The organism is Devriesea agamarum, from assembly GCF_900070355.1.
In the GTDB taxonomy this organism is placed as follows: Bacteria; Actinomycetota; Actinomycetes; order Actinomycetales; family Dermabacteraceae; genus Devriesea; species Devriesea agamarum.
In genome coordinates this window covers 128,775-142,880 of sequence record NZ_LN849456.1, presented here as the reverse complement: position 1 = coordinate 142,880, position 14,106 = coordinate 128,775, and the positions used below count along the sequence as shown (strand labels likewise).

Annotated in this window: 12 protein-coding genes; 5 read left to right on the top strand and 7 right to left on the bottom strand. The window is 60.3% G+C overall.

All coding sequences use genetic code 11. The features are described 5' to 3' along the window. Positions 1-27 precede the first annotated feature (27 nt). Positions 28-756, top strand: a complete 729-nt coding sequence (locus BN1724_RS00615; RefSeq protein WP_172797052.1) for a sirohydrochlorin chelatase — start codon at positions 28-30, stop codon at positions 754-756. Here BN1724_RS00615 and BN1724_RS00610 read toward each other — a convergent pair. From BN1724_RS00610 to nirB, 3 genes are read right to left on the bottom strand one after another with little or no spacing between them, the layout of a single operon-like run. Next, on the bottom strand, positions 717-1,730 hold the full coding sequence (locus tag BN1724_RS00610) for a uroporphyrinogen-III synthase (RefSeq protein WP_058233820.1): 1,014 nt from the start codon (positions 1,728-1,730) through the stop codon (positions 717-719). The genes BN1724_RS00615 and BN1724_RS00610 overlap by 40 nt on opposite strands. Beyond that, entirely contained in the window at positions 1,730-3,073 is a 1,344-nt protein-coding gene (gene cobA / locus BN1724_RS00605; RefSeq protein WP_172797051.1) for a uroporphyrinogen-III C-methyltransferase, read from the bottom strand. Before cobA ends, BN1724_RS00610 begins: the two co-directional genes overlap by 1 nt. Beyond that, the gene (gene nirB / locus BN1724_RS00600) at positions 3,066-5,711 is read right to left on the bottom strand and encodes a nitrite reductase large subunit NirB (protein WP_058233818.1); all 2,646 of its coding nucleotides are present in this window, start codon (positions 5,709-5,711) and stop codon (positions 3,066-3,068) included. The genes cobA and nirB overlap by 8 nt, the downstream gene beginning before the upstream one ends. Before the next feature lie 266 nt (positions 5,712-5,977). Between nirB and nirD the strand changes: the two genes are divergently transcribed. Together nirD and BN1724_RS00590 are read left to right on the top strand one after the other, a co-directional pair. Continuing rightward, positions 5,978-6,367: a nitrite reductase small subunit NirD gene (nirD, locus tag BN1724_RS00595; RefSeq protein ID WP_058233817.1), complete on the top strand. Its 390-nt coding sequence runs from the start codon at positions 5,978-5,980 to the stop codon at positions 6,365-6,367. A gap of 201 nt (positions 6,368-6,568) precedes the next feature. Then, positions 6,569-6,907 carry a hypothetical protein gene (locus BN1724_RS00590; protein ID WP_058233816.1) on the top strand — a complete coding sequence of 113 codons (339 nt, stop codon included), beginning with the start codon at positions 6,569-6,571 and terminating at the stop codon, positions 6,905-6,907. A gap of 309 nt (positions 6,908-7,216) precedes the next feature. On the opposite strand, the gene BN1724_RS00585 is transcribed toward BN1724_RS00590, so the two are convergent. Then, positions 7,217-7,621 (bottom strand): DUF4870 domain-containing protein, encoded by a 405-nt coding sequence (locus tag BN1724_RS00585; protein ID WP_231928106.1) that lies wholly within the window; start codon positions 7,619-7,621, stop codon positions 7,217-7,219. Between the two features lie 65 nt (positions 7,622-7,686). On the opposite strand from BN1724_RS00585, the gene BN1724_RS00580 reads away from it, so the two are divergent. Together BN1724_RS00580 and BN1724_RS00575 are read left to right on the top strand one after the other, a co-directional pair. Then, entirely contained in the window at positions 7,687-8,487 is an 801-nt protein-coding gene (locus BN1724_RS00580) for a hypothetical protein (protein WP_058233815.1), read from the top strand. 121 nt (positions 8,488-8,608) lie between these two features. Further along, positions 8,609-9,373, top strand: coding sequence for a class I SAM-dependent methyltransferase (locus tag BN1724_RS00575; protein ID WP_058233814.1), 765 nt, complete (start codon positions 8,609-8,611; stop codon positions 9,371-9,373). A 49-nt stretch (positions 9,374-9,422) separates the two neighbouring features. Here BN1724_RS00575 and BN1724_RS00570 read toward each other — a convergent pair whose 3' ends face one another. From BN1724_RS00570 to BN1724_RS00560, 3 genes are all read right to left on the bottom strand, one after another. Next, on the bottom strand, positions 9,423-12,725 hold the full coding sequence (locus BN1724_RS00570; protein ID WP_058233813.1) for a DEAD/DEAH box helicase: 3,303 nt from the start codon (positions 12,723-12,725) through the stop codon (positions 9,423-9,425). Between the two features lie 78 nt (positions 12,726-12,803). Next, positions 12,804-13,406, bottom strand: coding sequence for an energy-coupling factor transporter transmembrane component T family protein (locus BN1724_RS00565; protein WP_058233812.1), 603 nt, complete (start codon positions 13,404-13,406; stop codon positions 12,804-12,806). Beyond that, positions 13,378-14,106 (bottom strand): energy-coupling factor ABC transporter ATP-binding protein, encoded by a 729-nt coding sequence (locus BN1724_RS00560; RefSeq protein ID WP_058235630.1) that lies wholly within the window; start codon positions 14,104-14,106, stop codon positions 13,378-13,380. The genes BN1724_RS00565 and BN1724_RS00560 overlap by 29 nt, the downstream gene beginning before the upstream one ends.

Here is a 14,106-nt window from a genome sequence, read left to right as displayed (position 1 = left end):
GCTGAACACCGCCTTTACACTGCATCCATGCCTTTGCCCTCACTGGTTGGCCTCGCCCACGGTTCCCGCCACCCCCACACCGTCGAGGTCATCGAAACGATGATGATTGAGGCAGGGGCGATCCTCGGGGTTGAAGGGCATGCCGCGTTCCTCGAGAACTCCACCCCCTCCCCAGCAGACGTCGCCTGCCAGCTCGCGACGCACGGGGCACGCCAAGCGGTATTCGTGCCACTGCTCTTTACCGAGGCGTATCACGCAACTGACGACACCCCCGCTACTTTGCGCAGAGCCGCTCAGTCCAGCGGCATCTCCTGCGAACAAGCACCGATTCTCGGCACCGGGGAGGACATCGTGGATGTTCTCCTCGACCATCTATCTGCCCACAGCGCACAGGGACCCCTGCTCCTACTCGCGATCGGCTCGTCCAGACCGGACGCTAATCGCGATATCTACGCGCTAGGGCAGCGACTTCAAACGCGTCTGATCAACTGCGGCTATGGCGCACCGGAGAGCGAGCTACTGGTGCGCGTGGCATTTGCGACCAAGGCACCCCGGGCACGCGAGGTCATCTCCGCCTCATCGCAGCCTCTGACCGTGCTGCCGTTAGTGACCGCTCCGGGAACTCTTCTTGATCGCATTAAAGTCACAGCCGAGGATGCGGGTGGACGGTGCCTGCCACCGCTCGGATCACGTCTTGCCCCGATTGTGGCGCAGCGTTATCGCTCGGTGGTCGATGCCAATGAACCGGTGCGGTAGCTGTGCACCATGTGCTTTACCAGGGCCCCCATCCGTTCACGCTCCGGCCACGTCACGGGAATATCTGCATCGAGCAGTGGCTGAGCGGTAACGTGTCCGACCGCGAACACCCGGCACGTTGACCGCATTGCCGCCTGTATCCGTTCCTCCAGGTTGCGTTTGCGTGCAGCCGCCCAGAGGGCTTCAACGGACGGCGCAGCGGTAAATGTGATGGCATCCAGGCGACCTGCGATCAGGTCATCGACCAGGGCATCCACAGCCGACGGGTCCGGTCCGGGGACCCAGCGATAGGGGGCAACAATCTGCACCGAACAGCCCGCGTCGGTGAGCCGAGCTAGCTGACGGCGGTCGAGATATCCGTGCCGCTGGAGAGCGACGGGCACATCTCGGACACCAGCGTCCAGCACCATATCCACTAAAGAGCGCGTAGTCTCCTCCGGAGCCGATGGCGGGTCAGTGAAACCAGCGCCGCGCACAGCCCCACGGGCTTTAGGACCGCGACACCAGACGGGTACCGAACGAATCCATTGCTCAGTGCGTTCCCGCAGCGGATCCGGTAAGGCTCCCAACCAGTCGGTGAAGCCCTGGCCGGTGCTGACCAGTAAATGTTTCGGCTGAGTCCTCAGTAGTGCCTCGGTGTCGACGATGAGTTCGGCGTCGTCTTCAACCGGCACAATCCGCATGGTGGCAGCGTGAACAGTCTGAGCCCCGTGCCGGGCCAACGCATCGATAAGGTCCTGCGCCCGCCGGTTTGACGTGACTGCTATTCGGAGCCCGGCGAGGCTGCCGTGAGAGCTGCCCTCGTCTGCATCACTAGAGGCGACACTCTCTGGCCGGTCCACGGGGTCGTTCGCGCAACTGATCTGTGGCTGGGGTCGCGACTGTGGATCTGGCGAGCGCGGACCTGGTTCCAATGGCGAGGCCTGCTCAGGCTGTTTCTGCAACTGTTGCTCCGATGGTGACTGTGCGGACATCACACTGCCTCCTGCTGCTGACAATCCCCTGGCGAGGTGGGGGCAAGGACATCGGTCAGCTGACCTGCGGCGATTCGCATGGAAACCACATCGCCGATCACCAGAACCGCGGGACTGCTCACCCCGCAGCGCTCGGCGTCATGCTCGATCCGGTCGAGGTCGGAGATCACTAACTGTTCAGAAGGCCCGTATGCGTCCTGGGCAATAGCCACCGGAGTGCTCCCCGGGAAGCCAGCATCCCGTAATCCGTTGACGGTCACGCTGATGCGCCCTACCCCCATCAAGATCACAATGGTCAGATTCAGTGTCCGCAACGCGGCGCAGTGGGCCGGGCTGAAAAGATGATGCCCGGAGACCACGACGAAACCGTGCGTCACCTCCCGATGAGTTACTGGAATCCCAGCGCGCGCTGGGGCAGCAATTGCGCTGGTAATTCCCGGAATAACCCGCACCATCAGGCCGTGTGCCAGCAGCGTTCGGCATTCTTCACTTCCGCGACCGAAGACGAACGGGTCACCGCCTTTAAGGCGAACCACCCGAGCCCTGGTGCGTGCCAGCTCCACCATCTCCGCTTCAATCCGCTGCTGAGGGATCACATGATCCCCCGGGAGCTTACCGACGTCGATAATTAGTGCTCCCGGCGCGAGGTCTAGCGCATGACGACCTATTCCGAGCCGATCCAACAGCACAACATCCGCGCGGGCAATCGCCTGACAAGCAGCAGTGGTCAGCAACCCTGGATCGCCCGGGCCCCCTCCCACCAGAACCACTTCACCCGGGTGCGGTGCGGCATCATCGAAGTTCACGCCGCTACCGAAGATTCCAGGATCCCGGTCGTGATCGAGCCGAAGCAGGGGCCGTGCGGACGGATCAGCAGAGGCCACAATGTCGGCCCGCTGCCGAAACCGCCTCAGCACCGCAGCCGGATCAGCGGCATCCGCCGGATCAGCGGCATCCGCCGTATCAGCCACCGCATCCGTATCAACGACCTCATCCGACACCATATCCGCCGTCTTATCGGTATCCGCGAGTGCTGCCGGGTCACACTGGGTCAGCTCACGGGCACGTTCGCTGGGCCGCTGAAGAATTCTGGCGCCCAGACCTCGCTGATCCGCTAATCGTTCCGCTCTCATGAGCACCGCAGGAATCGGAGCATTACCCAACCCGGGACCCAAGCGCGTCACCTCGGCCCCGCGCACCCGCAGCTGGTGGGCCAGATGCCAGGAGGCAGGGGTATCTCCCTCGACCAGCACCGAGCGCCCGGCAACGTCCAGAACGGCGAGGGCATCGAGCCCCGGGAGGTCACGGCGGTGCTGGTGCTGGTCGAGGCTGTCGTCAGGCATCAACCGGTGCCCCGTGAGCATCCCGCAGGGGGATGATCGGCCCTGAGGCGAGAACCTGCTCGCGCTCCTCCAGCGTCGCCGGGCGGTGCTGATCGCGCTCTGGCACATAGGCGAAAAGCGGATCCCGGGCGTCCGGGGCGTTGATGAATGAGCGGAACCGCGCGAGCTTCGCCGGGTCATTGATCGTGGCAACCCACTCGTCAATGTGTCCGTCGACAAACTCTTGCATTTCCGCTTCGAGTTCATCGCAGATTCCGAGCTCGTCATCGACCACAACCCGTTTCACGTGCTCGAAACCACCGTCGTGTGACTCGATCCAGGCCGCGGTGCGCTGTAGTTTCTCTGCGGTGCGGATGTAGTACCCCATGAAGCGGTCAATCAGGCGCACCAGGGTTTCGTCGTCGACGTCCTGAGCGAGCAGATCACCATGGCGGGGAGTGAAGCCGCCGTTACCGCCAACGTACAGGTTCCACCCTTTATCCGTGGCGATCACACCGATGTCTTTGCCTCGGGCCTCCGCGCATTCACGGGCGCAACCGGATACCCCGAGCTTAAACTTGTGCGGACTGCGCAGACCCTTATACCGGTTCTCCAGGTGCACTGCCATGCCCACACTGTCTTGCTGTCCGTAGCGGCACCAGGTTGAACCCACACAGGATTTCACAGTCCTCAGGCTCTTTCCGTACGCCTGCCCGGACTCAAACCCGGCGTCAACCAGGCGTTTCCAGATATGCGGGAGCTGTTCCAGGCGTGCCCCGAACATGCCGATGCGCTGGGCGCCGGTGAGCTTGGTGTACAGGTTGAAATCGCGGGCAACATCCGCGATCACAGCTAGTTTCTCCGGGGTGATCTCTCCGCCGGGGATGCGAGGCACAACCGAGTAGGTACCGTCTTTTTGCATGTTGCCGATGAAACGGTCGTTCGTATCCTGCAGATGTCCCAGCCCGGGGTCGAGAATGTAGCGGTCGCGCTGGCTCGCCAGAATCGACGCGACAGCGGGCTTGCAAATATCGCAGCCGTGACCGGTTCCATGCGCGGCGATGACATCATCGAACGAGGTCAGCTGACCATCTTTAATCAGCGTATACAGCTCGCTACGCGGCATCGCGAAGTGCTCGCACAGGGCGGTCGAAACAGCGATACCCGCTTTCGACAACTCATTAGCAAGGATCTTCGACATCAGGGGGATGCAGGAACCACACTGGGTACCTGCGCTGGTGCAAGCCTTCAAGGTTGGGATGTCCTGCGCGGGCTGGCCGAAGTCCCCGTGGCCCCGGATGGCTTCCTTGATCGTCCCCGCCGTGACGTTGTTGCATGAACAGACCGTCACCTCATCGGGGAAGTCACCGGTGTCAGGGGCCTCTCCCCCGGCGGCTGCGAAATAGGCCGACGGATCGCCTGGCAGTTCACGCCCGATATAGGCGCGCAAGGTGGAATAGTTCGCGGCATCTCCCACCAAGATCCCGCCGAGCAGAGTCTTGGCGTCGGTGCTCATCACCAGCTTTTGGTAGATGCCTTTCGTGGGATCGGCGTAGACCACATCCAAGGTGTCTTTGCCGCCGCTCTTGGCGTCTCCAAACGATGCCACGTCAATACCCGAGAGTTTGAGCTTGGTCGATCCATCGACCGTACCGAAGGACGCGGTACCGCCGAGCAGCCGATCCGCTACCACTTCGGCCATGGTGTTGGCCGGGGCGACCAACCCGATGCAACGGCCTTCCATCGCCGCTACCTCGCCAATGGCCCACACATGCGGAACGGACGTGCGGCATGCTTGATCCACCAGCACCCCGCCGCGGATCCCCATATCAAAATCGCCGACTTGCGCAAGTTCATCGCGTGGCCGGATCCCGACGGCCAGGCACACCATGTCGGCACCGATCTCGGTGCCATCCGAGAGCAGAACCGAGGCAACGTCGCTGGTGGGATCATCAACCGGGGTGTTGCCAAGACCGCGTTCAGCGCGCGACACCACTTTGTCCAGGCTCACTCCGCAGTGCAGGGTGATTCCGCGCTGGCTAATCAGATGGTTCAGCATATGACCGCCGCCCTCGTCCAGCTGTGAGGGCATCAACCATCCCGCTAGCTCCACCAGGTGCACGTTATAGCCCTCGGCGGCAAGACCTCCCGCAGCTTCTAGGCCGAGCAGGCCGCCGCCGAGAACCACGGCGATGCCGGTGCGGTCGGTGTCGTGCTTCATCGCTTCGACGCAAGCGGACATGCGGTCGACGTCCTCGACGGTGCGGTAGACGAAAACCCCCTTTGTGTCCCAGCCAGTGACCGGGGGCGTGAACGCGTTTGAACCGGTGGCCAGCACCAATTCGTCATATCCGTAGATGGTTCCAGACGAGGTGCGAACCGTTTTAGCCGTGGTGTCTAGGGAGTTGACCTTGTCACCGAGAATCAGATCGACGTGTTCGTCCTGCCACAGTGTGGGATCACCGAGGGTGAGGTCATAGGACCGATCCCAGCGTTTAGCGAGGTTGACCCGGTCGTATGGGGCTTCTTTTTCTTCGGAGATGACGGTGACTTTGTAGCGTCGGTTTTCGTCGCGACGATGCATGGTCTCTGCGAAGCGGTGCGCCGCGGGGCCGCCGCCGACGACCACGATGTGTTTGGGTGCGTCGTCCTGCGTCACGGGTGTCTCCTGTTGGGGTGTCGAAACTCTGCGGACCTTGAAACCCGCCTTCTACGCGACGGTTTTCGCGGTGCCGCCTTAAAACTTACTGGGCCTGCGCACGTGGTGACGCCACCCTCCGGCACTTTAACCGGAAATTCCCGGGACTATTGGAGAGCGGACCCCGTGTCCTCTCATGTCCAGCCGGGTAGCATCGTCGCGAAGCAGGTCCGAGCAGAGTATCTGGGCCAGATGTGAAGTCTCACAACGCGCAAGAGGGAGAACAGATGAGCGAGAACTGGCAGCGGGTATGCGAGGTCACGCAACTGGAAGAGGAATGGGGCGAAGCAGCCCTGTTCGGAACAGAGCAGATCGCAATCTTCAAAGTGTGGGATGGCAACGTTTACGTCACCTCAAACGTCGACCCTCGTACCCAGCAAGGCATCATGTCCCGTGGCATCGTCGGCGATCATGAACGCGACGGTGAGCGCCGTCCCACGATTGCCTCGCCCCTCTATAAAGAGGTGTACGACTTGGCAACAGGCGAGTGCTACACAACGTCTAATTTCCGCTTGCCCGTGTACGCCTCGCGCGTGGTCGATGGCCAGGTGGAGGTCGATCTCAATTCGGCAACCCAGGCTGTCGCCAAGGCGCTGCCCAATAGCTCCAATAGCTAAGGCCAGCGCGGTTGGTAAGCGCCTGCATGGTCGGTTAGCGTCTGCGTGGTCGGTTAGCCGCTGTGTGGTCGGTTAGCCGCTGTGTGGTCGGTTAGCGGCTGCACAGTTGATAAGCGAGTACACAAGTTGGTTAGCGACTGCGCAGTTGGTGACCATCTACGCGGTTAGCTGATACCCGCATCGTTGAATAACACCTACACAATGCCTAGTTACCGTATGCGCCTGCCGATCGGTCAGCTTCACCCCTCGGTGCGACCAGATCAGGTGATCCATGAGGCCGGCAAAGCACTCGCAACCCTTCACCCCGTGGAGAAAAAGGACCTGGAAGTGGTCGGGCAGATCCCTCGAGTTGTGTTGCGCTTTGCTGTTCAGCCAGCAAGCCGCCCCCAAGAGGATGTCGCCGCACGCCTAGCCCTTGCGCGGGTGCGTCAACATCTCGCCTTGGCATGCTGTGAGATCCGCCCCGACTCCAAGGTTGTGCTGGAGCGCCGTGAGGGCGGACAATTCCGTTCCATACCCGCGGGCTTGGAAGGGCACTGACCGGTAGATCAGTAGGTGCGGGCCCCACGGATTGGCCTATGCGGGTTCAGGCAGCTGCAAGCGGGCCGACAAGAATAGAAACAAAGCCGGGGCCATGCTTGACCTGACTTATACGGCGCATTCAGGTAGCCACGCTCGGGCCAGTCATACACCGTCCCCGTGGATCGTTGACGGTCAAAGCTGCGCGGACGCAAAATGCTGCACCTGTCAACGCATAAAAATAAGGCCCCGGGATCACATAGCGCGAGACCGGGGCCATGGCTACTGCTCCCCATTGAACATGTAGCACGTTAAATCTAACTGGTTAGATCACTTCAAAATCGGGATAGTCATCGGGTAGCGATAAATCTGTGACTTGCTGGCGCGGATCGCACCGAGGATTGGGAACAGCAGGGTCACAACCGCCTCGACCAACCAAATGATCCAGCCCACCCACATAAAGATAATGGTGAACTGCAAGATCCACGCCACCACATTGGCGATCCACATGGTGATGGCGAAGTTGAAGGCGCCAGCCGATGCTCCCCGCACCAGCTTGCTGGAGTTTTTGTAGATCAGCCAGAACACCAGCGGGCCCACGAAGCTCAACCAGCCGATGCTGATCCAGGTCCCAATAATGATCGACAGGTGGCACAGGATCGCCCACGTTCGTTCGGTGTCGGGGGCTTCGGATGTGCCCGGTGAGGAGTTCATAGGGACAGATGATTGATTCATGTCATCAATTCTGCCTTGTTCGAGGCCCGATGCCACGGGGGATATCCAGAAAGTACAGTGGTGGAATGTCAGAGTCATCTCGGCTAGAGCTGGATACGGACCTCGCACACGGCGGTCGCTGGACGTCATTGCGCACCTCCCATCGGGAGTGGCTATGGCACCGCCCTGACCAGTACGTTCAGCATCAGCGACACCGACAAAAGCCGGGAGAACCATTCATCGATGCTGGCGGTGGCGAAGAGTGCTTTCCCTGTCTGCGCTTGCCCTACGACCACGGCGATGTGTGCGGACGCAGCTGGGACGGTGACGCATACGACGCGACGGTCACCAGCGGTACGTTAACGCTGCGGCGACTGATTCAACGCGACGGACCTGACCTCATCGTGGAGTACACGGCGAGCGCCACCGAACCCTCCCACTTCACCCATCACGCTCATCTTCTGCTCGACCTCTCCCCTGCCACCCAGCTCATCCCGGGCCACTACCAGCACATTCATTTCTGGGATGATCCCTCAGACGCCGGCATTGATGCTCTCGGGGGCATGGATCAGTTTGTGCGCGCGCTTGGCAACGGCCCGTCCAGTGCGGTGTGTTACTCACTTTTGGGGTGCTCGCGGGCAGAAATTCACGACGGGGCGGACGTTCTCGCTATTGAGATTCGCACCGACCTCCCCTGTGCCATGATCATGTGGCGCAACCTCGGCGCGTGGCCTGCCGACGCCCCTTACCGGTCTCTCGGTATTGAACCGTCTATCGGACATGACGTGGATGTACCCGGCCATGCTGGTTTTGACGGGGGCAATGTGCTGGTTCAGCCGGAAGCGCCGGTGCACTGGAGTGTGCGGCTCAGCTCCTGGCGCATGTAGAGCGCACTTACCCGTGTAGTACGTACATACCCGTGCGGCGCCTAAATACCCGTGGGACGCCTAATAAGCGTTCGGCACATAAATACTTCGGGGCGGGGTGCAAACCTGACATGATGGCCATATGAACCAATGGAGTGGAGTCAGCGAGGCCTACCGCCGCTCATTTGCAACCCTGTGCGCGGGCACGATTGGAGAGGTTCTCGACCGGCTTCCCCCTGGTCATCTGCTCGATGTCGGGTGCGGCACCGGTGACCTACTTGAAGCCGCGCTCCAGCTAGGATGGGATGCGACGGGTATGGACGCAGATAGCGATATGGTGGCGATCTCGCGGGCCGCGACCCCCGCCCGCGTATTGCACGCCGCGCTGCCTGAACTTCCGCTGCCGGATGCCGAATTCGACGCGGTCGCGGCCAATTTCGTGATCAATCATGTTCCCGATCCTCGCGCTGCCCTCGCCGACATCGCCCGTGTCACCCGAGCTCGGGGCAAAATCGCGGTCACGATTTGGCCTGTCGGCGGGGGCGGTTGGGCCAACCTGATCGGACCGGTGTTTTCCGCAGCGGACGCGGGCGCACTACCGGCGACACAACTGCCCGCCCACCTGGATTTTGAGCGCACCACCAAAGGCCTAGCCGGCATCGCGAAGGATACCGGTCTCACGGTTACCGAGGCGTGCGAACTCACGTGGACCTGGCACATCACGCCAGCGGATCTATGGGCCGGTATTAGTGGCGGAGTTGCCACAGCGGGCCAAACCTATCTGGCGCAGGCCCCGCATATTCGTGAGCGCATCGCGGCGGGATTTACCGCTCGCGCCGCAGACCTCGCCAACTCCGGGATTTTGGCGTTCGAGAACCGGGCGGTGCTAGTCGTCGCACAACGGTAAAGGCGGAACATAGTTGACTACAGCTCCACATGTGTGACCGACTCTGCTGCTAGTCCTGCGGTTCCGGCTCAGGATTTTCCGGAGTTCTGAACTCCTCCCAGAGGGGAATTGCCCTCGCCAGCTGTTGGAAATATCGATGCTGGGACCAGGACGCGTGATCACCAATCACATAGAGGCGCTGTTTTGCCCGGCTCACCGCGACATTCAAAAGGTTGACGGATGAGGCCGCCCAGCTTTTCGCGCCAGGTTTATCCGGATCACACGCCAGCATCAAGATCACGACGAGGGCGGCTTTGCCCTGAACAGTGTGGATGGTTCCCGCATGCACGTTTGGATAGCCTTCTAAACACTCCCGCAATTTACCGGCAACCTCCCGGAAAGGGGTGATGACAATAATGTCCGATTGTTTAACGAGACCCTTTTCACCTGCAAGCCACGAAAGGGCCCCCTTTAAACGATCCACCTGATTAGTTTGGAGGTGAGAGCCCGGGCTTTTCTCCGGTTCATTGAGCCAATAGCTCCGTGGGAGCTCAGAATCATTCTTTTTATCAGACTGCTCAGGTTTTGCTGGTTGATCTGGCTCATTTACAACCTCATGCTCGTGATGAGGATGAGGCGTGAAAGAGGCTCGCCGGATCATCATGCCGCTGTAGGCCATGTCGTTGCACAAAGAGAACATGGGCTCATCGCAGCGGTGATGAACTCTCAACGGTGAGCTAACCCATACCGATTCCCCGTCGTGATCAAGAGTGGCTCCGAACGGAGAGACCCGATCCGTGAGAGTTTGCACCGACGCTCGCGGCGGGAGCCAGAGTGGGGCTACACCGTATGTCGCGGCGATGTCATGCTGAACTTTGCTTGGGATCGTCACCACCGGTTGGAGCTGAAGCGGATCACCGACCGCGACAACGCGCTGAGCGCGCCAGATTGCGCCGACAGCGCACTGAGGTGAGGCCTGCCCTGCCTCGTCAATCAGAAGCCACCCGATTGCTTCTTTTCCGAGACGGCCAAACATGCGGCTAAACGAGGCGAACGTTGTGGAGACAAGCGGGACCGCCAGGAAAAAGAGCTGCCATGCAGCGAGCAGTTTCTCCGGCTCCAGGTTCTGCGGATATTTGCCCACGAGGACGTCAGCCGCGGCTCGCAAACCCTCCACCATGATTGATGCGGCATTAGCCAGGAAGTCCCGATGCAAATCGAGGGCGGCGAAGAACAGCTGTGATCTAGCTTCGTCGAGCTCCTCATCCAACCACGGAGCCCGTATTTCTCGCTGCGGTCCGGACAGTTCTCCGGGATAGCTACCGCGATACCGGGTTCTATCTGCCGCGCACTGCACGCGCAGATCGTGTAAGGCTTTTCCAATGCGTTCACGCTCTTCTTCCGCCGCCTCATAGATTCGGTGTTGCTGATGAACGCAGCGTTGAAGATCTTGGCGCTGCTGCCTCTGCTTTTCCGCGTGATCTTCAGCCTGGCACAGCTCGGCAGTGCGGGCCGCGAGATCACTGCGCCATTGGCGCCCCACCTTCCCAAGGCTAAAGATGTTCTCGAGTATGCCGGGTTTCGTCGCCTTATGTCGATCATAGCGACTTTTCACGTGTTTTAGATGCTCGCGTGCCTCAGCCTCGACCTGCTTTTGGGCATCGAGCTGCTCGGTCAGCGCGTCTAAATCCGCGCGCGCCAGTGTGACCGCAGCATCCTGGGCAACAGCTTGTTGCATGAGGCGAGGTAGAGCGCGCAGGCGTTTTTCCGCATGAGAGCGTTCAGTGATGAGGTCTTGCACGTGCTGTTCCGCTTTGCGGTACCTCTCGCAGGCCTCCTCCCAGGAGATGTGTGAGTTGGGATCAGCCTTCCACTTTTTCAGCTGGTCCTGCAGGCTTTCAATTTTTTGGGTATCGCCGTTGTGAGATCGCGGCTTAGGGCCACCGAACCAGAAAGCTGATCTGAATTCGCTGCGGTTTCTTTTATTTCCTAAGACGGCAGAGATAAGACCCCATGCCTGAGCGTCCTCGTCGTCATTCCCATGCCTTTTAGAATTTTGGCTCAAAGCCATCGTGGCGATATCAGCGAAATAGTCCGCGTCTTTTCGCCATCTCTCAGCAAGAGCTTTTCGCACCGGGATTTCAGCTGACACGTTTTCTACCGCTCCGTTATTGGATGAGGCGAGCACCATCTCGAAGCCGGTGAACTCCGGTTTGAGTGGCCGCACTGTGCAGCGAGGGCCGTCTGGCGAAAACCACTTAACCTCTTCGCCCTCATCGACAAATGCATACTCAGCCTTATCCAAACGAGAAAGCCTACGCGCTCGCTCAACCACCAGCCCCGCGAGAATGTCGCGCAGCATGGTCGTCTTTCCGGTGCCGGGCGGGCCGTTAACGCCCATGATGCCGCGAGTCGAGGCGAGATCGTTCACCGCGCGGTTGACGGCAAACTGTTGGCTCAGCGCCAAGTGTTCATTTAGTTCCGCGGGCCAGCGTCCCCACGGGAGACGATCGAGCACAACACCGTCATCGACCGCCTCGGGGCTGCGTAGCACGTCCACGCGCCCTGATATATCGACGGTTCCCTCTGGCGTGAGGTAGGCGGCTAAAGCGGATCCCGGTCGCTCTCCCCCGGACATCGCACGCTGCACCATCTCGAGATCGTCGAGGTAAAAGCTATTTAAGAAGTCGAGACTTTTGGCATCATCAGAGCGATTTTCTCGCACGAGAGTCGATTTAATGCGGATGGACGTCGTTGCGAGTTTCTGGATGCCCTGGATACCTGCGGCGGCGTGGGCAATGCTGAGAAGTTTCTCAAGGGAGGACTGATCGTGAGGTATGAGCTCGGTGTCATCGTGCTCCTCGCAGCGGGCGTTTTCATTTTCTTCAAGGGCTTCGGCAAAACGTTGTGCCGCCTCGGTAAAGCCTTCTGCCCATCGCGGATCATCCGGCCCGGGGTCTTCGATTCGGCCAACCGCCCACAGTCCGGATGAGAGCACCGCCGATCCTGAAAGGTAGCAACCGCGTTCGTCGAGAAGCAGACCTGCGCACGCACTTTCTTGACCAGGGCGTTCACGATAGGCATCCCGATTATCTCTAAAGACCCGGTGCAGATAGTCATAGGTGTCAGCTAGTTCGTACACCCCGAGATATACGGTGTGTTGCCACACGCTGGGACCGTATTGAGATGGCGGCGGTGACGTCAGCTCCTCCCATGGCAGGGGATTATTTGATGTCCAGTCAATCACCCGCGGCTCGTCACCACGCCTTGTCCGAGACGGCTTTTGGGGGAGCTGCTGAGGACTAAACAGTTCCAACATGGACCACACGGTCATAATGCGTTCGGATTCGCCACCACGCTGAGGCTCTTTCATCCCTCCATTGTGCACAGAAGGCTAAAGAAACCCAATATGGATCGTTTTCAGCCTTGCCACAGCTGGCTGGCGGTGAGGTCAGCGGATACCCCGAGCAGTCAGTGCTTCCCCCAATTCGTCGGCGTATTTGAGTGCCATCACCAGGAAAGGCACCACAAATAAACGCAGGCGTGGACGAGCCCCACGAGCGCGCTGTGCCTGGCGAACTTGGGCGGCGGTGCGCGCTAAAACCGGAAGCGTGGTCATCGTAACGGTGAGCAGCAACGCGATCCGCCCGGGATCAATTCCAAGCCGGGCTAGAGGTGCTAACCGGTGTTCTATCGCATCGAGCATCTCCGTCACGTCTGTGGTCAGCGCCAGCAATGCGGCGATGGCGATCATCGCGGCCACCCGCACGGTATTCATGACCGCTGGCAAAACCCCTAAAAAGATCAGCTGAGTCAGCAGGGTCACCACGATGATCCACCGAGCCGCCCACATCTGGCTCATCAGGTGTGTCACCCCGATCCCTGGCACGAGATAGCAGAGCAGGCACACAGCCGCCGGAATGAGCACGCCCGGCCAGGACCAGCTCAGCGGAACCAACGATATTGCGATGACTAGGGCTGCGAGCACCAGCATTTTGAGGCCTGCTGGCAAACGATGCCACAAGCTATGACCGGGTCGGTAGAGGGCAATCATTCAGGCTCTCTTCGTAGGCGGCAATAACCTGTTTAGGTTCGCCGGTCAGGACCACACGCCCGTCAGCGATCAGCAGAGCGTACTCGCATCGACGAGCCAGCATGAGATCGTGGGTGACCACAAGCAACCGGTAGGAGTGGTCGTTGAGCAGATGCGCTGCGGTCATGCGCGCGTTGCGGGCATCGAGAAAGGCAGTGGGTTCGTCAGCAATCACGAGCTGAGGCTCCCGCACCAAGGCTCCGCACAGAGCGAGGAGTTGTTTTTGACCACCGGATAGGTCGTGTGAGCTCCGATCGGCGAGGTCAGCGAGTCCAAATCGGTGCAATGCTGCTTGGACTCGTTCGGAACGTTCACCTCGAGACATGCCCCTCCCGCGCAGGGAGAACCCGACGTCTTCGGCCACGGTGGGCATCACGATCTGGGCGTCGGGGTTGCTAAAGAGAAAGGCGACCCGACGCCTCAGCTCTGCGGATTGACGAATCGGATCCAACCCGAGGACCCGTACCTGCCCTGCGGTTGCCGGAATCAACCCACCAATCAGGCGGGCAAGGGTGGATTTGCCTGAGCCGTTGTCACCGATCACGGCAATGGTGCGCGCGCAGGTGCGGAGGCACACATCCCGCAAGACGTCGACGTCTCCCAAACGCACTGCCACATTGTGCAGGTCTAGAACAGGTGTTACTGGAGTAGGTGTAGTCAT

Bases quoted from the DNA above. Each gene is read 5' to 3' on its own strand.
- BN1724_RS00610 (WP_058233820.1), bottom strand. From the start codon at position 1,730: ATGTCCGCACAGTCACCATCGGAGCAACAGTTGCAGAAACAGCCTGAG.
- BN1724_RS00560 (WP_058235630.1), bottom strand. From the start codon at position 14,106: ATGACTACACCTACTCCAGTAACACCTGTTCTAGACCTGCACAATGTG.
- BN1724_RS00575 (WP_058233814.1), top strand. From the start codon at position 8,609: ATGAACCAATGGAGTGGAGTCAGCGAGGCCTACCGCCGCTCATTTGCA.
- BN1724_RS00580 (WP_058233815.1), top strand. From the start codon at position 7,687: ATGTCAGAGTCATCTCGGCTAGAGCTGGATACGGACCTCGCACACGGC.
- BN1724_RS00565 (WP_058233812.1), bottom strand. From the start codon at position 13,406: ATGATTGCCCTCTACCGACCCGGTCATAGCTTGTGGCATCGTTTGCCA.
- BN1724_RS00590 (WP_058233816.1), top strand. From the start codon at position 6,569: ATGCCTAGTTACCGTATGCGCCTGCCGATCGGTCAGCTTCACCCCTCG.
- BN1724_RS00570 (WP_058233813.1), bottom strand. From the start codon at position 12,725: ATGAAAGAGCCTCAGCGTGGTGGCGAATCCGAACGCATTATGACCGTG.
- nirD (WP_058233817.1), top strand. From the start codon at position 5,978: ATGAGCGAGAACTGGCAGCGGGTATGCGAGGTCACGCAACTGGAAGAG.
- BN1724_RS00615 (WP_172797052.1), top strand. From the start codon at position 28: ATGCCTTTGCCCTCACTGGTTGGCCTCGCCCACGGTTCCCGCCACCCC.
- BN1724_RS00585 (WP_231928106.1), bottom strand. From the start codon at position 7,621: ATGAATCAATCATCTGTCCCTATGAACTCCTCACCGGGCACATCCGAA.
- cobA (WP_172797051.1), bottom strand. From the start codon at position 3,073: ATGCCTGACGACAGCCTCGACCAGCACCAGCACCGCCGTGACCTCCCG.